Here is a 25,719-nt window from a genome sequence, read left to right on the forward strand (position 1 = left end):
CTACGCCTTTCCCTCTGTCGATTTCCCGGCACCCGCCGGATGCCCGGCGGTTTCGGCCGGGGTGTAGTACTTCTCCAGCTCGCTGAGGTCGAACAGGGCGAGCAACTCGGGCCGCATCGGGATCTGATCCTTGGGCGTCACAGTGACATCGGGGATCGTCTCCCCCGCCGTGCTCGGATCCACCGAGCAGACCAGCAGCTTGTTGCGCCAGTCGGGATCCATCGACGGGTGATCGTCGCGGGTGTGCCCGCCGCGACTTTCGGTGCGCAGCAACGCCGCCTTCGCGACGCACTCGCTCACCAGCAGCATGTTCTCCAGGTCGAGCGCGAGGTGCCAGCCCGGGTTGAACTGCCGGTGGCCCTCGACCGTGACCTGCTTGAACCGGGCCCGGAGCTGGTCGAGCTTGGTCAGCGCCTCCCGCACCTCGTGTTCTTTGCGGATGATGCCGACCAGGTCGTTCATCGTCTGCTGCAGGTCGGTGTGCAGGGTGTAGGGGTTCTCGCCAGCCCCCTCGGTGGGCGGATCGAACGGCGCGAGCGCGACTTTCGCGGCCGCGGTGATATCGGCGTCGGTGATCGCCGGGCGCTCACTGAGCTGTTCGACATACGCGGCGGCACCGAGCCCGGCCCGGCGGCCGAACACCAGCAGGTCCGACAGCGAGTTGCCGCCGAGCCGGTTGGAGCCATGCATGCCGCCGGAACACTCGCCCGCGGCGAACAAGCCTGGCACCGTGGCCGCCCCGGTATCGGGATCGACCTCGACACCGCCCATCACGTAGTGACAGGTGGGCCCGACCTCCATCGGCTCCGCCGTAATGTCCACGTCCGCAAGCTCTTTGAACTGGTGGTGCATGGACGGCAGGCGGCGCTTGATCTCCTCGGCGGGCATCCGCGAGGCGATATCGAGGAAGACGCCGCCGTGCGGGGTACCTCGGCCGGCCTTGACCTCCTCGTTGATCGCGCGTGCCACCTCGTCGCGGGGCAACAGGTCAGGGGTGCGGCGCGCGGAGTCGTTGTCGCGCAGCCACTGATCGGCCTCCTCCTCGGTCTCGGCGTACTGCCCCTTGAAGACCGGCGGGATGTAGTCGAACATGAACCGCTTGCCGTCGGTGTTCTTCAGGACGCCGCCGTCGCCGCGCACCCCCTCGGTGACCAGGATGCCCTTGACGCTGGGCGGCCAGACCATGCCGGTCGGATGGAACTGCAGGAACTCCATGTTGATCAGCGTCGCCCCGGCGCGCAGTGCGAGCGCGTGGCCGTCGCCGGTGTACTCCCACGAATTCGAGGTCACCTTGTACGACTTGCCGATGCCGCCGGTCGCCAAAACCACTGCGGGCGTTTCGAACAGGATGAATCGGCCGGATTCGCGCCAGTAGCCGAACGCGCCGGAAATCCGGTCGCCGTCCTTCAGCAGTTCGGTGATGGTGCATTCGGAAAAGACCTTGATGCGCGACTCGTAATCGCCGGTCGCCGCGAAATCCTCCTGTTGCAGCGAGACGATTTTCTGCTGCATGGTGCGGATGATTTCCAGGCCGGTGCGGTCACCGACGTGGGCGAGCCGCGGGTAGGTGTGGCCGCCGAAGTTGCGCTGGCTGATCCGGCCGTCGGCGGTCCGATCGAACAGTGCCCCATAGGTTTCCAGCTCCCACACCCGGTCGGGTGCCTCCTGGGCATGCAATTCGGCCATGCGCCAGTTGTTCAGGAACTTGCCCCCGCGCATCGTGTCCTTGAAATGCGTTTGCCAGTTGTCCTTTTCGTTGGCGTTGCCCATCGACGCGGCGCAGCCGCCTTCGGCCATCACGGTGTGCGCCTTGCCGAACAAGGATTTGCACACCACCGCGACGGAGTGGCCGTGTTCTCTGGCCTCGATCACCGCGCGCAATCCTGCGCCACCGGCCCCGATGACGACGACGTCGTACTTGTGCCGTTCCACTTCTGGCATGGCCGCGAATACTCCTGGGGTTGGGGCGGATCAGTTGATGAACCGCAAGTCCGAAATCGTCTTGCTGGCAACCAACATGACGTAGAAGTCGGTCAGCACGAGGGTGCCGAGGGTGGTCCAGGCCAGCGCCATGTGCCGGGTGTTCAGTTTGGAGACCTGGGTCCAGAACCAGTAGCGGGTCGGATGAGCGGAGAAGTTCTTGAGCCGTCCGCCCGCGATATGCCTGCACGAATGGCAGGACAGGGTGTACGCCCACAGCAGGATCACGTTGACCAGCAGCACGATATTGCCGAGGCCGAAGCCGAAACCGCCGGACCGAGGATGGAACGCGGCGATCGCGTCGTAGGTGTTGATCACCGAAACCACCACTGCTACATAGAAGAAGTAGCGGTGCGCGTTCTGGATGATCAGCGGCAGCCTGGTCTCGCCGGTGTACTTGGCGTGCGGCTCGGCGACCGCGCAGGCAGGCGGGGAGAACCACACCGCCCGGTAGTAGGCCTTGCGGTAGTAGTAGCAGGTCAGGCGGAAGCCGAGCAGGAAGGGCAGCACCAGGAACCCGAGCGGGATGAAGCTGGGCAGCGCGCCGAACCAGGCGCCGAAGTGCTGGGCGTCGGGCTCGCACGAGGTGCTCACACACGGCGAGTAGAACGGCGAAAGGTAGTGGTATCGGTCGTCCCAATATGCCGTGCGCACAAAGGCTCTGACCGTCGCGTAGATAACGAACGCACCGAGTCCGAGCACCGTTACCAGTGGCGGCACCCACCATCGATCGGTGCGCAGCGTGCGTTCGGAGATTCGGGCCCTGGTCTTGCTGAAGACACCGGTCCCCGTTTCCGGGGTGGTGGTCGAGGGGGCACTCACGACCGCGCCTCGCTGACGCTCGGCACAGCCGTGAATGCCGAGGGCACTGTGTTTTTGGTTCGCTCGCTGCGCTCACTCACAGGTGGATGCCTCGCTGATCTGCTGTGCGGTTGGTCATCGATACCTCCGCAAATCGAATGTGATGCCCAGCACCATACGACACCCCCGCTATCGCTCGAGCGGGGTCCCGGCATTCCAGACCCGTCCGGATGCCCGTGATTTGCGACACATTGGATGTCGCTTCATCTGCCTGGTCGCGTGGTGAACCGACCGCAACCTCTTCGAACTCGACTAAACCGGAACGGCATTCGAGGACTGTCCGGCTAAACGAAACCTGAAGTCGAAATACTGACGCGCCGATTGTCACACGCAGGCAACATATTTGTGGTCCTCTTTCCTCCAGATGTGCCCGCTGACGTGCGCTGATACCCACACCGCCCGCGGCGTGCGAGGTAGGCCCCGGCGGCCTGCGACACCACGGGGGAACCCGCGAGCCCCGCTGATCTGACGCGGTGTTCGGCCGGGGGAAGGAGCCCACGATGAGAAGAGCCGCGATCGTTGCGCCGGTGCGTACGCCGAGTGGGATCGAGGGGGGTGCGCTGTCCGGCATGCCGCCGGAATGGCTGGCTTCGACGGTGTTGTCGGCGGTGATCGACCGGTCCGGAATCGACCCGATGCGCATCGAGGATGTCGCGATGGCCTACCTCGACGGTGGTCTGGCCACCGGCCCGGCGTTGAGCAGGCTGCGCTTACCCACCCCGTCGGCTCCGCCTCCTGCCGTCCCCCCGGCCGCGCGCGGCGCAGGTCTCCCCTTCGCCGTGCCCGGGTTTCTGACCGATCGACGCTGCGGCAGCGGCCTGCAGGCGGTGATCACCGCGGCCATGATGGTGCAGACCGGCGCGGCCGACGTGGTAGTGGCCGGCGGTGTTGAGTGCGCGGCGAATGCCGTTGCCCGCCATGAGGAATCGGCCGGTGGCACCGATCTGCGGAACGCCGAGGAGCTGGCCCGTCACTACGGCATCAGCCGGATCGAAGCCGACCAGTTCGCGGTGGCCAGCCATCGCAAGGCCGCGCGCGCCTGGCGGCAGGGCGCCTTCGCCGCCGAGGTGATTCCGGTCGGCGTGGTCGACGAGCCGGGGTGGACCGACCCCGGCCTCGAAGGCACTGGGGGACATCGGATTCTGCGTGATGAGGGCCTACTCGACGACGTGTCGACCTACACTTTGGCCGCGCTGCGACCGCTGCTCGTGAACGGTGTGGTCACCGCGGGCAACATGAGCGCCCACCGGCACGGCGCGTCGGCCTGTCTCGTCGTGGCGGAGGACCGCCTCATCGATCTCGGTCTGGTCCCGATGGCGTACCTCGTCGGCTGGGCCGCGGCCGGATGTGATTCGGCGACAGCGACTCTCGGTGCTGCTCCGGCCGTCGCGAAGCTGCTCGGCCGGGCCGGGATCGCCTTGGACGACATCGATCTGGTCGAGGTGAACGAGGGTTTCGCGGTGGAAGTGCTCGCGCTGGCCCGGGAATGGGACTTCGATCCGACCGACCGGCTCAACGTGAACGGCTCGGCCATCGCCCTCGGGCATCCCGTCGGCGCCACCGGCCTGCGGATCATGACCACGATGCTGCACGAACTGTCCCGCACCGGCGGCAATTACGGCCTGGAGGCCATCGCTCTCGGCCACGACCACGGCATCGCCGCACTCTTCGAATCGGCCGGCTCCGGCCCTGTAGTCGAGACCCCACGAGGCGCCCGCTTCCACGGCGCCCGCCCCGCCCGCCGCCTAGGTCGCCACCGCGCCTGACCCCACTTCTCACCGACCGAAGGCCCCATCTATCCGACCAAGGGGCACCTCGGTCCTGACTGCGGTTCGACCGAAGGCCAACCTCGGTCTGGGGTGGACGTACAAAATCGCGGGCCCGCCGGCACGGAGCGGGCCCGCGAAGTTCAGTCCTGCGTTATTCGGTCCGCGGGCGTGAGTGGAAGCCGAGGCCCTCGTCCTGCGCACCCATCCAGGCCGCCTCGTCGGACTTGCTGTCCGGGACGTAGATGGTGTCCTGCGGGCGGCGACGCACCTCCGGCGGCGGCGACTGCTCGAGCTCGTCGGCGTCGATGACGAGCCGCTCGAGGTCGTTCTCCAACCGCCGCACCATATTGGCGTCACCGTAGTGCGACCGCAGTGCGCCGATGGATTGCCGGAGCTGGCCGACCGTGTAGCGGAGCTCCGCGATTTCGCTGCGTGTCATCGATACCTCCTGTGTTCCTGACAGACCTGCGAACTCGGTGGGTAACGGGTACTTCCATGGTCTGCCTGGAAGCGCGCTGCACCAAGCCGTGTGACTCACCACACAACGTGATCTTTAACACAGTACAGAAAGAATTCAGATCTGGCTCGTCAGCTGCGAATCTTCGGCAGTTCGCCCAAGTGTTGCTCGGAGTCGCCCGTCGCGCTTGGTGTGAACCACCGATTGGTCAACTTCGGTCATGCCGGGCCGCCCAGCATTCATCCGGCGACGGCGTACTCCGGCCCCTGCCCGCGCATCCCGGCGACCACCTGATCCACCAGTCCGACGATGGACAGCGCGACCTCCTCGGCCCGCTCGAAGATCACACTGTGCCCGGCCCCCTCCAGCGGCACCAGCTGCGAACCGGCCAGCTGCGAGGCGAGCACCACCGAATGCGCGAACGGCACCACGATGTCCGCCGTGCCCGCCAGCACCAGCGCCGGGATGGTGCCGAGCCGGTGCAGCGTCGCGGTCTCGTCGAAGGCGATCAGCGAGGCGAGGAAGCTCGACATGGTCAGCAGTGGCGTGTCGTTCAGCATGGCCGTTGCCACCGCGACCATCCGCGGATTCACCCGCCTGGTGCCGGAATTCGCCGCGCGCATGATCGGCTCGAAGATCCTGCGGGACAGCCGCTTCGAGCCCTGCATCACCCGCGGCGCGCGGACGACGGCCACCTGCAGCGAGTGCACCGCGCGGCGCTTGAGGAACCGGCCGAGGCCAACCTCGGTGAGACCGTTCGCGGCGCCCGCGATCAGGCCGACGCCGACGACCCGGGTGCCGATCGTCTCGGGGAACTGCCGCGAGTAGGCGAGGACGACCATCGCACCCATCGAATGCCCGATCAGGATCACCGGGCCGGTCGGCGCTACCGTCCGCAGCACGGTGTCGAGATCGCGGCCGAGCTGGTCGATGGTGTACGTCGACGGGTGAGCCTGGCCGGATTCGCCGTGGCCGCGGTGGTCGTAGAAGACCATCCTGGTCTCGGCGCCCCACTGCCGCAGCAGTTCGTCACGCAGGAAAAACCAGGATTCGGTGCGCAGGCAGTGCCCGTGCACGAACACCACGGTGACGGACGCGGACTCGGTGCCGAACGTGCGCACCGAGATCGGGACACCGTCCTCGGCCGGCACCGTGACACGGTGACCGTCGTAATCGGCGGCGCAGCGGGCGATCGTCGTGGACATGACGTCCTCCTAGGAGGGTGCATCCTTGCGGAGCGTTCTTGCCCGGTTGTCGATATACATTTCCGCTGCGTTACCAGCCCATACCCGGTGTTATGCACAAGTTGTCCAACCGATGCTGTTCCGCCTCTGCTCATCCGCCTCTCCGCGTATTCAGGCCAGGCTTGGGTGCCACTACGGCCGCGTTGGCGACCGGCGGTCGGGGCTCTGGGTGGGTCGGCTCGTACCCGGTGAGTTACCCATGTCCGTGCGAGATCAGGTGTCCTGGAAGATGCGGCAATCTAAGGGTTTGTTGGTCTGGCGCTAGATTTCGGTAGAGAGGGATGATCGGCCGTCGCCTGCCGAATATCGGGCTCCCGATCAGATTTCCTAGAGTCCCCTAGATTCGGCTACCGAGTAGGGATCTCGCCCCGTCATAGAAATCTACTGCTATCTAGCGATTTGCCGATTCAGCTGAATATTGAGCTGATGACGGCACCCGCCGGACGCCACGTCTGTCGACAACGTGACGCCCGGTGAGCGGCCGACCGTCTTCGGTCAGGGTGCCGAGTGGCTGCGGGTGGATGGCAGGAACGGCCGCAGCAGGTTCTCCTCGGTCGACGGGCCCAACTGCCATTCGGCGATCCACGGGCCGGTTCCCTCGCTCGGATCGAACACACCCTCCTCCAGCCAGGTGTAGCGGCCGGTGAGCACGCCGCGGGAGAGGGTGCGGTCGTCGTCGTCGGTGTTGTCCCAGAGCGCGTCGAACAGCCTGCGCACCCGGACCTTGGACTGCTTGCAGAACGCGTCGGCGAGTTCGGTGGCCGCGGTGGCCTCCGGCGCGTTCGCGGTGCGCAGCGACTGCGCCCGCATGCAGGCCGCCGACATCGCGAACAGCTCGGCGCCGATGTCGACGATTCGGCCGAGGAAGTTCTGTTTGTATTCCAGCCCGGCCTGCCAGCGGCCCATCGCGTACATCAGCGACCTGGCCTGCTTGCGCGCGCTGCGCTCGATAAAGCGCAGATGCTTTGCCAGCGTGCCGAATTCGGTGTAAGTCGCGGGCACGGTGCCCGAGCCGACCGCGAGCTGCGGGAACCACTTGGCATAGAAGCCGGTCGCGCCGACCGCGGCCTTCGCCTTGTCCTTGAACTCGGCGTTGCGGTCCACCAGCGCGCCCGCCGCGGACATGTGCGCGTCGGCCATCTCCCTGGCGATCAGCAGCCGCATGATCTCGCTGGAACCCTCGAAGATGCGGTTGATGCGCAGATCGCGGACCAGCTGTTCGGCGCCGACCGCGCGTTCGCCACGGGCCGCGAGCGAAGCCGCCGTCTCGTAGCCGCGCCCGCCGCGGATCTGCACCAGCTCATCGGCGATGGTGCAGCTCATTTCGCTGGCCCAGAGCTTGGCGAGCGCCGCCTCGATCCGAATGTCGTTGCGCGCCTCGTCGCACATGGCGGCGGACAGGTCCAGTGCCGCCTCCAGCGCGTACGTGGTTGCCGCGATGAAGGAGATCTTCTGACCGACCGCCTCGTGCTCGCCGACCGGCCTGCCCCACTGCACCCGCTCGGTGCTCCACTCCCTGGCGATTTTCAGCGACCACTTCGCCGACGCGGTGCACAGCGCCGGGATGGCGAGCCGACCCGCGTTGAGGGTGGTGAGCGCGATCTTCAGGCCGTCGCCCTCGCGGCCGATGAGATTGGCCCTCGGCACTCGCACGTTGTACATCCTGGTGACGCCGTTCTCGATGCCGCGCAGGCCCATGAAGGCGTTGCGCCGCTCCACCGTTATGCCCGGCGAATCGGCCTCGACGACGAACGCGGAGATGCCGCCGCGATGCCCCTCGCTCTTGGGCACCCTGGCCATCACCACCAGCAGCTCGGCGACCACGCCGTTGGTGGTCCACAGCTTGACGCCGTTGAGCTCGTAAGCCGTGCCGTCCTCGATCGGCGTCGCGGTGCTCGCCATCCTGGCCGGGTCGGAACCGACGTCCGGCTCGGTGAGCAGGAAAGCGCTCACCGCGCCCGCGGCGCAGCGCGGCAGGAACTCGGCCTTCTGCTCGTCGGTGCCCGCCAGCTTCAGCGGCTCGGGCACGCCGATGGACTGGTGCGCCGAGAGCAGCACGCCGAGACTCGGGTGGGCCGAGCCGACCAGCATCAGCGCGCGGTTGTAGCCGAATTGGGAAAGCCCCTGTCCGCCATAGGATTCCGGAATCTTCAGGCCGAAGCAGCCGAGCTCGGCAAGCCCCTTGACGTACTCGTCCGGAATCCGGCCCGCGGCCTCGATCACCCGGCCGTCGATGGCTTCGCAGAACGGGCGCAGCTTGGCCAGGTAGGCCTCGGTGCGGGCGGCGTCTTCGGTCCCCGGCTGGGGGTACGGGTGGATCAGATCGAGCCGGAACCTGCCGAGAAACATCTCCTTCGCGAACGATGGTTTGGCCCAGGTGGTTTCGCGAGATTCCTCGACAAGTGCGCGGGCCTGTTCTTCGGTGGCGTCGACTTTCGCGGCTGTCGCCATGATGTCCTCCTCGGACGTGATCAGGATCACATTCGAGTGTAAGAACTTTAGTTACCGGCCGGTAGGGCTGCAGGTCGATTGATTTCTATCGATCTCTAATGATCTTGGTAGGCAAGCTAATAGGCGGTTATCTTCCGGTGTTCGTATTGTCTGTTTTTCGGACTCAGACGCTGCGCAGGTAGCGACCGAAGTGCGGGACGGTGAATCCGATGGTGCCGCGCTCGGCCGAATAGATCAGGCCCTTCTTGATCAGTCCGTCGCGCGCAGGCGAGAGCGAGGCGGGCTTGCGGCCGAGTTCGCTGGCCACCGCCGAGGTGGCCACCGGGCCGTCGTCGCCGGCCAGATCGGCCATGGCGCGCATGTACTCTCGCTCGGCCGGCGTTGCCCGTTCGTAGCGGGAGCCGAAGAAGCCGACCGCCAATTCCTCCTCCGCGGTCGGCGCGGCCACCTCGACGTCCTCGGCCGAGATCGGGCTCTCCGGCGCTTGATCCCAGGCCGCTTTGCCGTAGGCCTGCACAAAGTACGGATAGCCATCCGCCTTGTGGTACAGCGCATCCAGCGCCTCATCGGTGAACTTCACCTCCTCGCGCTCGGCGGGCGCGATCAGCGCGAGGTCGGCCGAATCCCGGTCGAGTCGATCGATGCGGTGATAACTGAACAGTCGCTCGGAGTAACTCTTCGACGCGGACAGCACCGCGGGCAGGTGCGGCAGGCCGGCGCCGACGACGATGAGCGGCGCGGTGTCCTGGCTCAACTCGTGGCAGGCGCCGCAGATCGCGGAGATGTCGGCGGGACCGAGATCCTGCATCTCGTCGATGAAAATCGCGATGCCGACGCCGATTTCGCTGGCCAGCGCCGCCGCCTCGACCAGAAGCTCCACCAGATCGATCTCGATATCGCCGGAATCCGCGCGGCCGGTGACCGCGGGCACGTCGATGCCGGGTTGCCAGCGCTCCCGCATCCCCTTGTCCGCGGTGGCGCGCAGCGCGAAAGCCTTGAGGATGCCGAGGAAGTCGTCGACCCGCTCCGAATTGGGATGTGCCATCGCGATCGCGCGTACCGCCATGTGCAGCGCGGAGGACAGCGGCCTGCGCAGTTCCTGATCGGGCCGCGCCTCGATCTTGCCGGTGCCCCAGCCGCGCGAGATGGCAGTGGAGCGAAGTTGATTGAGCAGCACCGTTTTTCCGACGCCACGCAGGCCGGTAAGCATGACGCTGCGTTCGGGGCGGCCGCGCGCGATGCGCTCCAGCACGATGTCGAAAGCGGTGAGTTGCTTGTCGCGCCCGGCTAATTCGGGTGGGCGCTGTCCGGCTCCGGGAGCATACGGATTCCGCACGGGGTCCATGCCCTAACACCGTAGCGCGTGATGTCCGCGAAATCTGTCGAAATCTACGGCGTGTCCTAGATATTGCTAGCGGCCGATATTGCACGATTGCTCTCGCACGGTTGAGATCGGCACGGAAGTCATTACGCTGGTGGCGTTTCCAGCGAGTATCGGAGGGTCATGTCCGACGAACCCACCCCGACCACCGCCGAGGTGGTCGAATCCTGGAACGTGCCACCGGGGGCGATGGTGGCGCGACGCATCCGCGACAACATCCTGGTCGCGATAGAGCGCGGCTATGACGATCCGCAGCTGGTCGCCGACCTCGCGGTCGGGCCGTTGGTGATGGCGCTCGGTCAGCTCGAAGTGGGACTCGCCGACGCGCGGCGCCGGATCGGCGACCTCGAGCAAGCGCTCGCCGAACGCGACGGCGAGGCCTCGAACGGCCGCGAATCCTGAATTCCCAGCGGACGATTCGGACATTTGCCACCTATTGGTAACAGACACTTATTCGCCGATATCGTGTCGTGACCCGGTGGGCGTGTCGAGATTCCGGGCGATCGTCCAGGGAGTTTGTCGGGATCGGAAAACTACCAGGTCTGTGCGCTGGACAACACCGCGTCGGCATCGTAATCTCTTCGTGACTTAGTGGAGTCCTGTCGTTTCGAAAGAGAAGCGGCGCCACGGAGTTACCGCCTTAGCGGCCGTCGGGGCCATCTTCCCGCCTGCCGTGCCGGGAACACCCACAGTGTTCGACTGGGTGATTCCTTGCGGCCATTTACTGGTCGCTCACCGGTCGGCGGGAGAGTACGAAGATCGGAGACGTAGCTCGGTGGGTAAACACAGCATGCAGCGGGATTCGCGCTTGCCGAATTCCGTCAAGGGTGCCCTCGTCATGGGCGCGGTGGCCGCGACAACCGGCGCGATGCCCGCGATCCCCGCGATGGCGGCAACCATCAACCTCCCCGGACTGGGTAACTTCGATGTTCCTGTGCCGCAGGAATACGAGGCGCCCGTCCAGCAACTCAATCAGCAGATCCAGCAGGCCGTGTCGGCCATGCCGAACGCGCAGGTTCCCGGCGCACCGCAGCAGGCGGCGCCCGGCGTCCCGAACTTCGCGCCGAACATGCCCGGCCTGTTCAACCCCGCACCCAGTGCCAGCGATATCGCGCTCGACGCCGCCAAGACCAAGGTCGGCGCGATGTACTCCTGGGGCGCCGCAGGACCATCCAACTTCGACTGCTCGGGTCTGGTCCAGTGGGCCTACCGGCAGGCCGGCGTCGAACTCCCCCGCACCAGCTTCGAGCAGTCGCACGTCGGCGCTCCGGTGGCCTTCCAGAACCTGCAGCCCGGCGACATCGTCGTGACCAACGGTGGCGGCCACGTCGGCATCTACGCGGGTGACGGCAAGCTGCTCAATGCCGTTCAGTCCGGCTCGCCCGTCTCCTACACCCCGCTCCGCCAGGGCGACATCGTCACCGCACGCCGTATCGTCTAACGAGTGACCCCCGCCGAAAACGGCATCCGTGCGAACGGAAACAAGAGCACCGCGACGCAGGCCCGAGTCGATTCATGGACTTGGGCCGTGCGCCTGTTCAAAACCAGATCCGCTGCCGCCGAGGCCTGCCGGGGCGGCCACGTTCGCGTCAACGGCGTAGCCGCCAAGCCCGCGCAGTCGGTGAAGCCCGGCGACGAGGTGCGCATCCGGATCGGCGGCATCGAACGCATCGTGATCGTCGAGCAGATCGTCACCAAGCGCGTCAGCGCTCCCCTCGCCGCGCAATGCCTGATCGATCGCAGCCCGCCGCCGCCCTCCCGGGAGATCCTCGCCACCCTGCCGCGCCGCGATCGTGGCTCCGGCCGACCCACCAAACGCGAACGGCGCGAGACGGATCGCCTCCTCGGTCGCACCGAAGACTGAGCCTTACGTGGTTGGCTCTTTCGCTGGGGCCCGCGCGGCCAGCCGGTTTGCCGCCACCGCGGCCGCGGCGATCGTGCACAGCGCGCCGAGCATCAGCGCCGCCGCCTCTCCAGGAACGAGCACCTTCAATTCCGTGCCCACGGTGACCGCGGCGACCGGAACACCGATCTGTGCCGCCGCGAGCGCGCCGTAGCCGACCGGCTGACCGATCAGCCGTGGCACCAGATGGACGAGCACCGCGCCGACGCCGAGCGCCAGACCCAGCGCGATGAGGCTGGGGTGTTCGCCGAAATCGCGCAGGTTGAGTCGAGCGCCGAGCCAGACGAAGAAGAGCGGTCCGAGGAAGCCGTCGTTGATCGCGAAGAGTTGCCGGGCCACCCTGCGCGGTTCGCCGATCGCGGCCACCGCGAGGCCGGTGGCAAAGCCAGCCAACATGATCGACACGCGGGTCTGGGTGGCCACGGCACACAGCGCGAAGAGCACGGCGAGGCTCACTCGCAGTTCGAGGGCGAGCTTGCGGTCCTCGGACAACCGATGCGCCCGGCGTCGCACCCCGGACACCGCCAGCCAGCGCAGCAGCGCGAAGAGCACGACTCCGCAGGCGGCGACCGCAAGGGCGCCGAGCGCCGCTCGGCCCGCGTGACCGGGGTCGATCGCCAATGGCAGCGCGACCACGCAGGCGGTGTCGGCGATCGCGACCTGTGCGGTCAGTGCCAGTACCGGCTGGCCCCGCAGCCCGAGCGAGTCGATGATCGGCAGCACCAGCGCCGCCGAGGAGGAAGCGAGCAACACCGCGTACATGGCACCGTGACCGGTATCGAACCAGTGCGCGATAGCGAATCCCGCTGCTACAGAGAGTAATCCGACAAACACCGCGCGGATCGCGCCGACGCCGAGCGCGGACCGGACCGACGGATCCCGCACCGGCACATGGGTTCCCGCGACGAACATGACCACCGCGAACCCCATGTCCGCGAGGAACGTGAAGATCGGGTCAGCGCTGTGCAGCACGCCGAACCCGGTGGCGCCGAAGACAATTCCGGCGATCACCTCGCCGAGGATCACCGGCACGTGCCACGAGCTGCGCAGCGCGAGCAGCGGACCGCACAGGCCGAGCGCGAGGACCAGCGCGAGGGTGGAGAAGGTCACGGCATGGCGGCGATCTTCGCCGGAATGGCGATGTTCTCATCCGCCCAGTGGATCGCGCAGACCCGGTGGTAGCCGTCGGCGATCACCATCGGCGCCCCCACCCGGAAATCGCCGCGCACCAGCAGGATCGGCGACAGCGCCTTACCGTTATTGATCTTGATCAAGTCCCGCCGGACATGCGGATTCTCCGGCGGCAGCAGCTCGAGCCCGGCGGCCCGCAGGATGTCCTTGGCCTTCTTGTGCACGATGGGGCCCGCGCGCAGGTCGTCGACCACGGCGCTGACCACCTTCGGCCCGGCCAGCAACTCCAGGTAGTCGGCGGCTGCCGGATAGTCGTGGTCCTCGGGCGCGTCTTTCCATTTCACGGTGATGATGTCGGTCGCCATGCGCCTCATCATCGCGGTCGGCGGCCCGGATCAGCGGGATCTCGACGGTGTTTCGGGCGCGCTCAGATCATCGCCACCGGGTCGAGCTGACCGGCGATATAGCGGGCCCGGCATTCGCCCCGGCGCAGCTTTCCGCTGGTGGTCTTGGGGATACGGCCCGGCTCGACCAGCATGACCGAGCCCGGTATCACCTCGTGGATGGCCGCGACCGCGGTGCGGATCCGGCGGGCGAGCACCGAGAGTTCGGCGGGCTCGATGGCTTCGACGATTCTCAGTTCGGCGACGATGACCAGGTCTTCGCGGCGTCCGTCGTCGTGTCCGAACGCCGTCACATGCCCAGGCCGGATCTCGGCGGCGCAGGCCTCGACCGTCGCCTCGATGTCGCCGGGGAAGTGATTGCGGCCGTCGACGACGATCACGTCTTTGCGCCGCCCCGCGATGAAAAGCTGGTCGTCGCACCAGAAACCGAGGTCGCCGGTGCGCAGCCAGCGGGCATCGCTGCCGCGCAGGGTGGCGTGGAAAGCCTCGGCGGTGGCGTCGGGTCTGCCGTAGTAGCCGTCGCACACATTCGCGCCCGCGACCCAGATCTCGCCGACCCGGCCTGCGGGCAGCTCGGCGCAGGACACCGGGTGCACGATGCGCACATCCTGGCCGACCGGTGCGCCGCAGCCGACGAGCGTGGTGCCGCCGAGCGGTTGCTCCTCGGCGGGCGGCACCGCCCGGCCTTCGGCGAGCGCGCCGCGGTCGAAGCGCCGAACCACGGGTTCGTCGCGCCAATCGCAGATGGTCACAGTGAGCGTCGCCTCGGCCAGGCCGAAGCCTGGCGTGTGCGCGCGGTGCCGGAAGCCGTACGCGGCGAAGGTCTCGGTGAATTCGGTGAGCGCCTCGGGCCGGATCGGCTCGGAGCCGTTGAGCAGCATGTCGAGCCCGGACAGGTCGAGCCCGTCTCGCTCTTGCGGCGTTGTCGCCGAAACCGAGAGGGCCAAACCGAAATTGGGTCCGCCGGTAATGCCCGCGCGGTAGTCGCTCACGGCGCGCAACCACCGGATCGGCCGCTTCGCGAATTCCGCGGGTGACATGGTCAAGCCGTGCACGCCGCAGTAGAGCGGCAGCGACATGCCGAGGATGAGGCCCATGTCGTGGAAGAACGGCAGCCAGGTCAGGATGGGCTTGCCCGGCTCGAGTGCCTGCCGCAGTTGTTCCAGCGCCGTCGTCAGGTTCGCGTGGGTGACCCGGACGCCCGCGGGCGACTGCGTCGAGCCCGAGGTGTACTGCAGATAGGCGAGCTCGGCGCGGAGTGGATCGATGACCGGTTGGGTCGAATCCGCCGACGGGGCGGTGACATCCGCGGCGAGCTCGGCGACCTGACCGAGCATGGGACCCAGCACGGACGCACTGGCGGAGTCGCCGTGCGACAACAAGGCCAGGGTCGGTCGCGCGTCGGCGAGCACCGCGAGCAGCCGTTCCTTGTTGCGGGTGCCCGCCGCCGGAAACAACGGCACCGCAATGCGATTGCTGTACAGGCAAGCGAGAAACGCGACGGCGTAGTCGAGTCCGTGTGCACAGAGAATGGCAACCCGGTCGCCGGGCGCGCTCCCGTCGCGCACGCGCTCGGCGAGTTCGCCCGCGGCGGCATGCAAGCGGGCGTAGGTGATGGAGACGGGTAGTCGCTCGTGCATGCGGTACCGCAGCTCGGTGTAGGCGATGTCGTCCGGCCGGGCCGCGGCCAACTCGGCGATCCTGGTGGCGAGACTGTTGCCGGATGTCATGTGGCCTCGCCGGTGTGTGCGACGACGAGCGGGCCTGTCGGATCGAGCGGCGGTATCGAGATGTTCGGCGGCGGGCCGGCGCCTGGTGCTGGTGTCAGCCGCCCGCCGTTCAACGAAGTGCTCATGGGGGCAAGGAGATTCGACAGCCGCGTCGCCATCGGCGAGGTGTCGGCCGTTGGGGTGTAGTCCACTGCCGAGAGGTACGCCCCGGCATATCGCAGTACCTCCGACAGCAGCGCGGCACCGTAGCGAGTGTCGAACGCGGCGATACCCGCCTGTCGAGCGGGCGCCCCGGCCACCGAACCCGTTGTCCACCGGCCCCAGCCGATGCTGAGCACGCCGCGCCCCGGATACGCCGATGCGAGGGAGTCCATCGCGGCATTGGCGGCGGCCTCGGCGGCGCGGCCTGGCCCGCCGAGCGCGCCGGTGGCGGCGGAGAACAGCAGGATGAAGTCGGTCGGATCGGCCGAAGTGAGGTCGATCAGGTTGCTCGCCGCGGTCAGTTTGGGCGCGAACAGTGTGGTCAGCTGCCCCGGCGTAATGGCATCGAAGGCGGCGTCCGCCGTGCTGCCCGCCGCGTGCACGAGGCCGCGAATGGTCGAGCCGCAGGCGCGGATGTCGTTGAGCGCGTTGGCCAGATCACGCCGGTCGGCGGCATCGCAGCGGACCACCACGATCCGGTCCTCCCATCCGTCGAGCAGCGGCGGCACCGGGCGGGGCGCGCGGGTGAGTACCACCACGTCGCGGGCACCGCTGTCGAGCAGCCAGCGCACCGCGACCGCGCCGACCGTACCCAATCCGCCGGTGACCACGTAGGTTCCGGTGGCGTCGATGGTGGCCGGGGTCGAGCGGAGCCGCGCGGGGATGAAGCGGCGGACGGCGAGATCGCCTGCGGAGAACCGTAATTCGTCGGGGAACGTGCGCGTCGGCCCCGGTACCTTCGCGATGAGTCGACCGAGCGGCGCGAGGCTCCTGGTGTCCGCGTCCACCCAGATCAGGCGGACCACGCGGCGGGATTCGAGCTGCAGTGACCGCACCAGACCGGCGATCGCGTGCGGGGCGGCGACGACATCGGCATCACGTCGCTGAGGGTCAGGCACGGTGGGTGCGGGCAGCACGATGGTCAAGGAGGCGGTGCCGTCGTCGGCGTGCACCCGCTGGAGCAGGTCGAGGACGCGGCCTGCCGTCGCGGCGGCGCTCCGGCCCGGCCCGATGGGGCCGGAGTTCGTTGCCGCCGAGTCCATTTCGGTCGGCCAGACCAGAACGACCGCGGTGCGTGCGTTGCCGATTTGTCCGATGGGCAAGGCGGTGATGAGGGGACGCGCGGCGTCGGGTTCGCGGGCCAGCCGGTCGGTGGGCAGGATGACCGCGAGCGCGTCGGACAACCGAATGGCCAGCTCGGATTCGCCGATCACCAAGGCACGTTCGGCAATCCGGCCATCCGGCGCGTCGAGGAACTCGGGTTCGGGTGCTTGCCAGCTTTCCTGGCGGAAGGGTGCGGGGCGATCGGCAGCTCGCGGTGCCGCGACGATCCGAGCGGGCGGATTAGGTCCGGCGAACCGAATGCGCACGCCGGACAGCGCGAGGCAGGGCACGCCGTGCTGGTCGGTACCGATGACATCGCCGGTGAGCCCGGTGGCCGTGCGCTCGCGCAGGAACGCGTGCGCCTCGAGCACGGTCCGATTCGGTTCGGCGGACAGCCAGGCCGATCCGATGCCGGTCGGCAGCGGGATCACCGCAGCGGGAAGGTCGTCGAGGACTGTGGCGGCGAGTAGCTGCAGGCAGCCGTCCAGCGTTGCGGTGCGGAGCAATTCGGCGACATCGAACTGACCGATCGCGCTATCCTGGCCGATCGCGATGCCGCGCAGCACCTGGAAACGCGGACCGTACGCCAACCGCAGCCCGCGCAGTTCGGCGTAAAAGGCGGCGGGTGCGATCATCCGCATGCGGTGCCGCCCAGCCCGATTGGCATCCACCACCCGCATCCACGCGACGATATCCGCGGGTGTGGGGTCACCGGCCGGCCGGGCCGAAGCCAGCGCCGCGGCCGCCGTGACTTCCGCCCGCAGACTTCCGTCGCCGTGCCTGCGATAGCTCACCTCCGGCAACGCCGACAGCTTGGTGCGTTCGTGCACCACGAAATCGGTGAGCGTCGTCGCTGCCCCGGTCTCCGAGCGCGCCAGATACAGCAGCCTGCGCAGCCAGAACGTCGCGGGCACGGTCGGCACGTCGTTGATCACGTGATCGGTGAGATCCTCAGGTGGAAAGCCGGATTCGGCGTCTTCCGGTTTCGCGGTGCCGGTGATCAAGGGGAACCGGCGCTTGCGCCACGCGCGCCGTGGCGCGGTGCGGAACGGGCCTTGCGCGGACCAGTCGACCGGTCGGCCTTCCAGTTGGAGCCGGGCCAGGCAGGTGAGGAACCCGCCGGCCTCGTCGTCGCGAGTTGCCACCGGGTGTGTTGCGTCGCGGAACCCGGGATACTGCCGCACGGCGTCGACCAGCAGCGGATGCGGTGCGATCTCCAGCACGGTCGACACCCCGTCCGCGGCGGCGTGTTCCAGCGCGGCAGCGAGTTCGACTGTTCCCGAGGCGTTTTCGACCCAGTAGGCGCCGTCCATGGCCGCCGTGGTGATCAATTCTGCCTGGCGGGCCGTGGAATACACGGGTGTGTGCGGCGGCATCGGCTGCAGGACCGCGAGCGCTTCCACGAATTCCGTTGGCACGCTGGTGACCAGCGGGCGGTACGCGGTGGCGTCGTCGGCGATCCGCAGCGCGGGCATAGCTCGCCGCTTGGCCCGCCGGACCAGCGTATCGATGTAGCGCGGTGTCCCGGCGACGAGCACCGACCGCGGACCGTTGACCGCCGCGATGCCCACCTGCGTGCGCATCGGCTCCACCAGCTTCGCCGCCTCCTCCGGTGCCGCTTCCAGCAGTGCCATCGTCAGCGTGCCATCCGGTGCGGCCGGTATCTTGCCGCGCCGCACCACGATCAGTGCCGCGTCGGACAGCGACAGCGCACCGCCGACGACGGCCGCGGCGATTTCGCCGAGTCCGTGCCCGGCCACCGCGTCGGGCCGAATGCCCCACGCCGCCAGCAACTCCGCCATTGCCACCTGGAACGCGAAGATCGCGGGATAGGCGAATGGCATAGCGTGCGAGCCGTTTCCGGAGCTGCCATTGGCCGCCAGCGCGAAGCCGTGCCGCGGTGTCCAGATCCGCGGGCCGCCTGCCGTCACGATCGCGTCGGCGGCCTTGGCCACGGCGCAGGCGAAAGCGCTGTGTCGCGCCGCGAGCGCCCGCCCCATCGCGAGATGCTGTCCGCCTTGCCCGGCGAACAGGAACAACACCCCACCGCGCCGCCGCGTCGCCGACGGTCCGATCGCCGTGCTCGAATCGTTCTCGGCGAGCGCCCGCAGCTGCCGCACCGCATCACCACGGTCGCGCACCAGCACACAGGCCCGAGTACGCTCAGGCATCAATCGAGCTGCGGCGGATGCGAACTCGCGCAGCGACTCAACGCTGTTGGCGAGCCGGTCGGCGAACCGAAGGGCCTGGGCGCCCAGTTCCGCGGCGTCGCGGCCGCTGACCGGGATCAACAGCGGCGGGTCGTCCCCGCGGACAACCCGGGGGATATCGATACCGCGCAACACCGCGTGCGCGTTGGTGCCGCCGAAGCCGAACGAGCTGACACCGGCGCGGCGTTCATCGAGCGGCACCGCGCTCCAGTCGACGGGTGCGGTCGGCACCCGCAGGCCGCGTTCGGTCAGCTTCAATAGCGGGCTCTCGGTGCGGAATCCGAGGGTGGGCGCGATGACACCGTGGTGAATGGTGAGCGCCGCCTTGATCAGGCCGGTGACGCCTGAGGCGGCTTCCAGATGCCCGATGTTGGGCTTCACCGAGCCGATCCAGATCGGTTTCGTGCTCGCCGAAGTGTCATGTGCGATAACGGCAGACAGCGCACCGACCTCGACCGCGTCGCCCGCCGGCGTTCCGGCGCCGTGGCATTCGAAATATCCGGCGGTCCGCGGCTCGAGCTCGGCGCGTGACCAGGCGACGCGCATCGTGTCCTGCTGTGCGCGACCGTTCGGCGCGTGCAGCCCGTTGGAACGCCCATCCGAACCGATCGCTGTCCCGGCGATCTCCGCGTACACCCGGTTGCCCTCGCGCACCGCGTCTTCGGTGCGCTGCAGAATTACTACGGCACAGCCTTCGCCGCGCGCGTAGCCGTCCGCGGTGGCGTCGAACGGTTTGACGCGTCCATCCGGCGCCAGCAATCCGGCTGCCGCCAGGTAGTTCGAAGCGTGTGGCAGCAGCGTGAGATGCACACCGCCGACGATCGCGAAAGGCACCGCGACGTCGGCGAGCAGCCGCACCGCCAGGTCGACGGCGGCCAGCGACGAGGAGCACGCACTGTCGAGCACCAGGCTCGGCCCGCGCAGATCGAGCACGTAGGACAGGCGGTTGGCGATGAGGCTGAGCGCGGAACCCGCGACCGCGTAGTGCGCGTCGAATCCGTCGCGCCCGAGCACGGCGATGCCGTGGTCATAGCTGCCCGCGCCGAAGATTACCGCCGCACCCGAACCCTTTGCGCGGTAACCGATCCCGGCGTCATCGAGAGCCTCGACCGCGACCTCCATGGCGAGCCGCTGTTGCGGGTCGAGCAGCGCGGTCTCCCGGTCGGCGATCGCGAACCACTCGTTGTCGAACGCGTCGAGGCCGTCCAGATATCCGCCGCGCCTAGTGCCGAGGCGCCCGGCCGGTGGCGCTCCGGTGGCGTCGCGGCCCGCGAGCAGCAGCCGCCAGAATTCGTCGGCGCCCTCGGCTCCCGGTACCCGGCAGCCGATCCCGACGATGGATATCCCGGTCATCGCATCGCGAGATACTCGACCAATTGATCTATGTCGGGGTAGTCGTAGATCGCGGTCAGCGAGACCTCGACACCCATGGCATCCTCGAGCCGCGCCGTCAGCCGGGCCAGCTGGGTAGAGCTCAGGCCCAGATCGGAAAACGGCGCGTCGGTGCAGACGGCGGTCGCGTCGACGCCGAGGAGCTCGGCCACGGCCGTTACCGCCGTGGTCGTCAGCGCCGCACGACTGCGCACCATCGAGCTCCGATCCATCCCAGACGCACTACCCCCGAAGCGGCGGCTCGTCTCGACCACCCAGGTACACCCCCCGCGATTATGCCGAGATATCGCACTATGGAGAAGAGTCTTTTGCGTGGCCCGCGTGCCGCTGCGCCGACGAGGCCCATCGCTTACCGTTGCCGGGTGAGCGAAAACCCCGCACGGCTGGCCGATGGACGGCGAGGAACCCTCGGCACGCTGGTGCGCTGTTGCGCCGCACTGGCCGCGACGCCGGCCCGCCTGCTCCGGCCGCGTCGCCCCGACCAGGCGTTTCTGGCAAGCCTGGTCGTCGCGCCCGCCCCGAAGGCCACCGCGACGGTCCGGCTGACCGCGCTGCCGCAGGCCACCATGTCCGCGCCGGCCTTCATCGTCGCCGAGGGCGTGCGCAGTTTGCGCGAGTTGCCGATGTCGATGGGTGCGTTCTTGGTCGAGCATCCGAAGGCCAGATTTCTCGTCGATCCCGCCATCTGCGCTGACGTGCACGCGCGAGTGCTGCCGGGGCATCCCTTTCCCGTCGGCAAACTGGTGTCGCCGGACAAGCCGGTGCTCGGGCTGAGCAACGCGATCGCGGCCCGCGACCTCGCGGTCGCCGATATCGACTTCACCCTGGCCACCCACCTGCACTGGGACCACGTCGCAGGCCTGCTGGAGCTGCCGGACTCGACCGAACTCCGCGTTCCGGCGGTGGAATACGACTGGGCCATGCGGGGCGGCACAGCGCCGATCGGCGTGGTTCGCGAACCGTTGCGCGGCCAGTCCGTCGCGCCGGTGGAACTCGACGGTCCGCCCGTGCTCACCTTTCCGCGCAGCCACGACGTCTTCGGCGACGGCGCCGTCATCCTGGTCGACCTGGCGGGGCACACCCCGGGCAGCATCGGTGTGCTGCTCGCGGTGGACGACGGCACCCGGGTACTGCTGGCAGGCGACGCGGTCTGGAACACTTTGCAGGTCAAGCTGATCCGGGAGAAGGCCCCGATGCCGGGCAATCTCTTCGACGCCGACCGTGACGCCGCGTTCCGCACCATTCAGCGCTTGCACGCGCTCCCGGCCGACATCGAGGTCATCGCCAGTCACGACTACGACGCCGTGCTGGCCCGCGCGGTCGGGTGACCCGCGGCGTCGAGCGCGTCTTGATCAGCCGCCGGATCATGCTGCTGCTCTGGTCCGCCGGCTGACCAATCTCTCAGCTGGCCCGCAGACCGATGATCAAGCCGTCTTTGGTGCAGCTGGACGGGGTGGCGGGGTCGGGCTGGGCGCTGCATTGCCAGCCCTCGATCGTTTGGGTGTCGGTATTGCTGACCGTGGTCGCGTAGGTCGTCGCGACATTGATCGCTTCGGTGCAGCCGACGCGGCCCGCGGCGGTGCCGACGGCGATGACGGTGCGGGTGCCGCCGCCCGCGTCGGTGACCGGACCGCAGTCGACGTCGTCCACCACGGGGGCCGGTGCTTGCTTACTCGCGTTGGCGGTGTGCAGCGGCGCCGCGGTGGCTGAGGTCGCGATGGCGTGCACCGAGTGGTCCTCGGTGGCGGCCTTGCCGCAGCCGGTCGCGCCGGCCACTGCCGCGAGGGCGGTAGCGGCGACTATCACGAGGTTGGCGGGTTTCACCGAGTTGGCTCCTGATCTTTGGGCGAAGCGACCGGATCGGCGAAGACGCACCGAGATTCGGCCGTAGCGGTCATGTAGCCGGTACCCATTCTGGTACCGCGCCACGCGTCGGACCTAGATCAGCGGCGGGTGATCGACGTCAGCGCCTGCGCCGCGGCCAGCGAACCAGCGGTGACCAGTTCGAGGTTGGTCAGCGCCGCCTCGTGTGCTTCCGTGCTGGCCGCGGCGGTGCAATCGGCCACGGGATGCACGGTGAAGCCGAGATCGGTCGCGTGTCTCGCGGTCTGCTCCACGGTCAGATTGGTCGCGACACCGGTGACGAACAACGTATCGATGCTCTGGTCGGCGAACCACTCGGCCAGTTTGCTGCCGGCCAGCCCGGACAGCTTCTGGTTGTCGAAGACCTCGCTCGCCTGCGCGGCCATCTCCGGGATGAGCTGACTACCAGGCGAATCCGGCCGGAACTCGGTCTGCGCCGCACCCACCGACCGCATGAAGCCGGTATTGCGCACCAGCTCACCCTCGCCGACGGGGATGGTGAACCGGGTGAAGATCAGCGGAACACCGTGTGCGGCGGCGGCTTCGTGGAAGTCCACCGCGCGCGCGACGACCCCGCTGGCCGCGACCGGTGCCGCGAGCATGGGCCCGAAGAAGCCTTCGGGCTTGATCACATTCACCTGCCAGTGCAACGCGAGCACGGCCGCGCGGATACGAGGGATCGCCATCTCCCGACCCTACCTTCGGGGCTGCTGGTCAGGACGAATAATCCTTGCGCAGTTGCACTTTCACGACCTTGCCGCTGGCATTGCGCGGCAACTCCGGGACGAGCACCAGATCCTTGGGATGCTTGTAGCGAGCCAGGTTCTCGTTGAGGAACAGCGTCAGCTCGTCCAGCGTCAGCTCGTCCTCGGGACCGTTGAGCGCGACAACGGCGACCGGCACCTCGCCCCATTTCTCGTGCGCCCGGCCGATCACCGCGGCCTCGCGGATCTTCGGGTGCGCGAAGAGCACGTTCTCCACCTCCGCACAGTAGATGTTCTCGCCGCCGGAGATGATCATGTCCTTCTTGCGGTCCACCACCCAGACGAAGCCCTCCTCGTCCTGGCTGACCAGGTCGCCGGAGTGGAACCAGCCGCCGGCGAACGCCTCCGCCGTCGCCTCGGGCTTGTTCCAATAACCCTGCATGAGAGTCGGCCCCCGATAGACGATTTCGCCGATCTCACCGGGCGCGACATCGTTCATCTCGTCGTCGACGACCCTGGCCTGAATGGTCGGGATGGGCTTGCCGACCGAGCCGAGTTTGCGCAGCGCGTCCTTGCCGTCGAGCACGCAGGTGATCGGCGACATCTCGGTCTGCCCGAACACCGCCACGTTGAACGCGTTCGGGAAGCAGTCGGCCATCGCTCGCAGCACCGTGTCGGAGGCGGGGGCGGCACCCCAGCTGAGTGCGGTCAGCGCGAGTTTGCGCTCCTTCACCCTGGGTTCGGCGCAGATGGCCTGCCACTGCGCCGGCACGCAGAACGCGCTCGTCGCCTGCTCGCGCTCGATCGCGTCGAGGAATTCGGTGGCGTCGAACGCGCCGAGCGGATGCAGCACGGTCTTCGCGCCGAGCAGGAAACACGGTGCGAGACTGCCGAGTCCGGCGATGTGGAACAGCGGTGAGGTGCAGAACCCGATCGAGCTCTGTTCGGTCGCGAGCGCCCGAATGACCGTCAGCGCTTGGGAATTCATGTTCGCGTAGGACAGGATCGCGCCCTTCGGGCTGCCCGTGGTGCCCGAGGTGTACATGATCAGCGAGGGCGTGTCCTCGGGGATGTCGAGCGGGGTATGCGGCTCGCCGCCCTCCGCGAGCACCTCCTCGAAACCGAACACCCCGTCCGCGCTCGGGCCACCGATCACGAAACATGTTTCCAGCGTGTCGGATTGCGACTGAACGGCGGTTGCCAGCGGCAGCAGCATGGTGTCGGTGACGATCGCCTTCGCGCCGCTGTCGCTGACGATGTAGGCCACCTCGGGCGGGGTGAGGCGGAAGTTGACCGGGACCGCGATGGCGCCGAGCGCGTTGATGCCGAACACGGCCTCCACGTATTCGGGGTAGTTCAGCGCGAGGATCAGCACCCGGTCGCCGAAGCCGACACCGCGGCGGGCGAGCGCGTCGGCGAACTTCAGCGAGCGCTCATGCAGCTGGCGCCAGGTGGTGTCGGCGCCACGGAACCGCAGCGCGACCGCGTCCGGGCGCATCTGCGCGTGCACGGCGACGTGGTTGTTCCAGTGATTGCGCCGCGACCTGAGCGGCTCGTCGAGCGAAGTGCTCGCCAACCCCGCCGGCTGCCGTCCCCCGTGTACACCGGTGGTCATGCCACGAACTCCTCTCGGACCGCCACTCGTGTCCGCCGGGATGGCCAACAGCTGTGACGGGCTGAACTGAGCGCAGAATATCAACTAACTTAGCCGGTCGGCAAGGGATTGGTAGATGAACCGTCGTTAATCCGACCGCAGCGGCACCTGATCTGACAAATGCGGCTTCAACTGCGATTTTGCGGCAGAATCGAACGCTCGCTCCGAGGCTTCACGGCCTGGTGATCGCTATGCCGATGCGAATGTCGGCTTACTTATGGGTTGAACCCGAGTGGATTCTCGTGTCACCATTCAGGTCTTCGGGCGAACTGGCACGCCCGCGCGAGGCAAGAGGAGAGCGCAATGCTGCGGACCAGGTTCACCGAGACGTTCGGCGTGCAACATCCGATCGTGCAGGGCGGCATGATGTGGGTCGGCCGCGCCGAACTCGTCGCGGCCGTCGCCAACGCGGGCGGGCTCGGCTTCATCACCGCCCTCACCCAGCCGACGCCGGACGACCTGCGCCGCGAGATCGCCCGCACCAGGGAGCTGACCGACAAGCCGTTCGGCGTGAACGTCACCATCCTGCCGTCGATCAACCCGCCGCCGTACGCCGAGTACGTGCAGGCGATCATCGACAGCGGCATCAAGATCGTCGAGACGGCGGGCAGCAATCCGGAGCCGTTCCTGCCGTACTACAAGGACGCGGGCATCAAGGTGCTACACAAGTGCACCAGCGTGCGGCACGCGCTCAAGGCGCAGCGAATCGGCGTCGACGGTGTCAGCATCGACGGCTTCGAATGCGCGGGCCACCCCGGCGAAGACGACGTGCCAGGCTTGATCCTGATTCCCGCCGCCGCGCGGGTGCTCGACATTCCGATGATCGCGTCCGGCGGTTTCGCCGATGCCAGCGGCCTGGTCGCCGCCCTCGCCCTCGGCGCGGACGGCGTCAACATGGGCACCCGCTTCCTGTGCACCCAGGAGTCCGCGGTGCACCAGAAGGTCAAGGAACAGATCGTCGCGCACACCGAACGCGACACCCAGCTGATCTTCCGCACCATGCACAACACCGCCCGCGTCGCCGACAACGAGATCAGCCGCAAGGTCGTCGAGATCGAAAAGGCAGGCGGCACTTTCGAAGACGTCCGCGACCTGGTAGCAGGCGCCCGCGGCCGCCGCGTCTTCGAAGACGGCGACCTGGACGCGGGCATCTGGAGCGCAGGCCAGGTCCAAGGCCTGATCCACGACATCCCCACCTGCGACGAACTCATCACCCGCATAGTCGCCGAAGCCGAATCCCTCATCACCGCCCGCCTGGCCCACACCGTCATCCGGTAATC

20 protein-coding genes are annotated in these 25,719 nt (G+C 67.9%); 6 read left to right on the top strand and 14 right to left on the bottom strand.

The genetic code is table 11. From position 1 onward, the window contains the following. Complete coding sequence (locus tag ACIA8C_RS10540) at positions 1-1,941, bottom strand: fumarate reductase/succinate dehydrogenase flavoprotein subunit (protein WP_397133145.1); 1,941 nt, start codon at positions 1,939-1,941, stop codon at positions 1-3. Between the two features lie 30 nt (positions 1,942-1,971). Then, positions 1,972-2,802, bottom strand: coding sequence for a hypothetical protein (locus tag ACIA8C_RS10545; RefSeq protein WP_397133147.1), 831 nt, complete (start codon positions 2,800-2,802; stop codon positions 1,972-1,974). Positions 2,803-3,341: 539 nt separating this feature from the next. On the opposite strand from ACIA8C_RS10545, the gene ACIA8C_RS10550 reads away from it, so the two are divergent. Beyond that, a complete protein-coding gene (locus tag ACIA8C_RS10550; protein ID WP_397133149.1) occupies positions 3,342-4,607 on the top strand; it encodes an acetyl-CoA acetyltransferase in 1,266 nt (421 codons plus the stop codon). 154 nt (positions 4,608-4,761) lie between these two features. Here ACIA8C_RS10550 and ACIA8C_RS10555 read toward each other — a convergent pair whose 3' ends face one another. The 4 genes from ACIA8C_RS10555 to ACIA8C_RS10570 all read right to left on the bottom strand — a co-directional run bounded on the left by ACIA8C_RS10555 (position 4,762) and on the right by ACIA8C_RS10570 (position 10,107). After that, positions 4,762-5,049 (bottom strand): hypothetical protein, encoded by a 288-nt coding sequence (locus ACIA8C_RS10555; RefSeq protein ID WP_364725441.1) that lies wholly within the window; start codon positions 5,047-5,049, stop codon positions 4,762-4,764. A gap of 257 nt (positions 5,050-5,306) precedes the next feature. Further along, positions 5,307-6,272, bottom strand: coding sequence for an alpha/beta fold hydrolase (locus ACIA8C_RS10560; RefSeq protein ID WP_397133151.1), 966 nt, complete (start codon positions 6,270-6,272; stop codon positions 5,307-5,309). Between the two features lie 534 nt (positions 6,273-6,806). Further along, a complete protein-coding gene (locus ACIA8C_RS10565) occupies positions 6,807-8,762 on the bottom strand; it encodes an acyl-CoA dehydrogenase family protein (RefSeq protein WP_397133153.1) in 1,956 nt (651 codons plus the stop codon). Between the two features lie 163 nt (positions 8,763-8,925). Next, positions 8,926-10,107 carry an AAA family ATPase gene (locus tag ACIA8C_RS10570; protein ID WP_397133155.1) on the bottom strand — a complete coding sequence of 394 codons (1,182 nt, stop codon included), beginning with the start codon at positions 10,105-10,107 and terminating at the stop codon, positions 8,926-8,928. A gap of 159 nt (positions 10,108-10,266) precedes the next feature. Between ACIA8C_RS10570 and ACIA8C_RS10575 the strand changes: the two genes are divergently transcribed. The 3 genes from ACIA8C_RS10575 (at position 10,267) to ACIA8C_RS10585 (ending at position 12,007) form a co-directional block, all read left to right on the top strand. Further along, on the top strand, positions 10,267-10,545 hold the full coding sequence (locus tag ACIA8C_RS10575) for a hypothetical protein (RefSeq protein ID WP_396994999.1): 279 nt from the start codon (positions 10,267-10,269) through the stop codon (positions 10,543-10,545). Between the two features lie 406 nt (positions 10,546-10,951). Continuing rightward, entirely contained in the window at positions 10,952-11,584 is a 633-nt protein-coding gene (locus ACIA8C_RS10580) for a C40 family peptidase (protein ID WP_397133157.1), read from the top strand. A gap of 3 nt (positions 11,585-11,587) precedes the next feature. Beyond that, a complete protein-coding gene (locus ACIA8C_RS10585) occupies positions 11,588-12,007 on the top strand; it encodes an RNA-binding S4 domain-containing protein (protein ID WP_397133159.1) in 420 nt (139 codons plus the stop codon). A gap of 3 nt (positions 12,008-12,010) precedes the next feature. On the opposite strand, the gene ACIA8C_RS10590 is transcribed toward ACIA8C_RS10585, so the two are convergent. The 5 genes from ACIA8C_RS10590 to ACIA8C_RS10610 all read right to left on the bottom strand — a co-directional run bounded on the left by ACIA8C_RS10590 (position 12,011) and on the right by ACIA8C_RS10610 (position 20,415). Further along, positions 12,011-13,156: a cation:proton antiporter gene (locus ACIA8C_RS10590; RefSeq protein WP_397133161.1), complete on the bottom strand. Its 1,146-nt coding sequence runs from the start codon at positions 13,154-13,156 to the stop codon at positions 12,011-12,013. Next, entirely contained in the window at positions 13,153-13,530 is a 378-nt protein-coding gene (locus ACIA8C_RS10595; RefSeq protein ID WP_397133804.1) for a hypothetical protein, read from the bottom strand. Before ACIA8C_RS10595 ends, ACIA8C_RS10590 begins: the two co-directional genes overlap by 4 nt. A gap of 74 nt (positions 13,531-13,604) precedes the next feature. Next, positions 13,605-15,311, bottom strand: coding sequence for a fatty acyl-AMP ligase (locus ACIA8C_RS10600; RefSeq protein WP_397133163.1), 1,707 nt, complete (start codon positions 15,309-15,311; stop codon positions 13,605-13,607). Continuing rightward, entirely contained in the window at positions 15,308-20,179 is a 4,872-nt protein-coding gene (locus ACIA8C_RS10605; protein ID WP_397133165.1) for a type I polyketide synthase, read from the bottom strand. The genes ACIA8C_RS10600 and ACIA8C_RS10605 overlap by 4 nt, the downstream gene beginning before the upstream one ends. Beyond that, entirely contained in the window at positions 20,176-20,415 is a 240-nt protein-coding gene (locus ACIA8C_RS10610) for an acyl carrier protein (protein ID WP_397133167.1), read from the bottom strand. The genes ACIA8C_RS10605 and ACIA8C_RS10610 overlap by 4 nt, the downstream gene beginning before the upstream one ends. A gap of 165 nt (positions 20,416-20,580) precedes the next feature. Between ACIA8C_RS10610 and ACIA8C_RS10615 the strand changes: the two genes are divergently transcribed. Then, positions 20,581-21,546, top strand: a complete 966-nt coding sequence (locus ACIA8C_RS10615; RefSeq protein ID WP_397133169.1) for an MBL fold metallo-hydrolase — start codon at positions 20,581-20,583, stop codon at positions 21,544-21,546. Between the two features lie 73 nt (positions 21,547-21,619). On the opposite strand, the gene ACIA8C_RS10620 is transcribed toward ACIA8C_RS10615, so the two are convergent. From ACIA8C_RS10620 to fadD5, 3 genes are all read right to left on the bottom strand, one after another. After that, a complete protein-coding gene (locus tag ACIA8C_RS10620; protein WP_397133171.1) occupies positions 21,620-22,042 on the bottom strand; it encodes a hypothetical protein in 423 nt (140 codons plus the stop codon). A gap of 119 nt (positions 22,043-22,161) precedes the next feature. After that, positions 22,162-22,767, bottom strand: coding sequence for a cysteine hydrolase (locus ACIA8C_RS10625; protein ID WP_397133173.1), 606 nt, complete (start codon positions 22,765-22,767; stop codon positions 22,162-22,164). A 28-nt stretch (positions 22,768-22,795) separates the two neighbouring features. Continuing rightward, complete coding sequence (gene fadD5 / locus ACIA8C_RS10630) at positions 22,796-24,400, bottom strand: fatty-acid--CoA ligase FadD5 (protein WP_397133175.1); 1,605 nt, start codon at positions 24,398-24,400, stop codon at positions 22,796-22,798. 342 nt (positions 24,401-24,742) lie between these two features. On the opposite strand from fadD5, the gene ACIA8C_RS10635 reads away from it, so the two are divergent. After that, positions 24,743-25,717: an NAD(P)H-dependent flavin oxidoreductase gene (locus tag ACIA8C_RS10635; RefSeq protein ID WP_397133177.1), complete on the top strand. Its 975-nt coding sequence runs from the start codon at positions 24,743-24,745 to the stop codon at positions 25,715-25,717. Positions 25,718-25,719 lie beyond the last annotated feature (2 nt).

This window comes from Nocardia sp. NPDC051321, assembly GCF_044455225.1.
In the GTDB taxonomy this organism is placed as follows: Bacteria; Actinomycetota; Actinomycetes; order Mycobacteriales; family Mycobacteriaceae; genus Nocardia.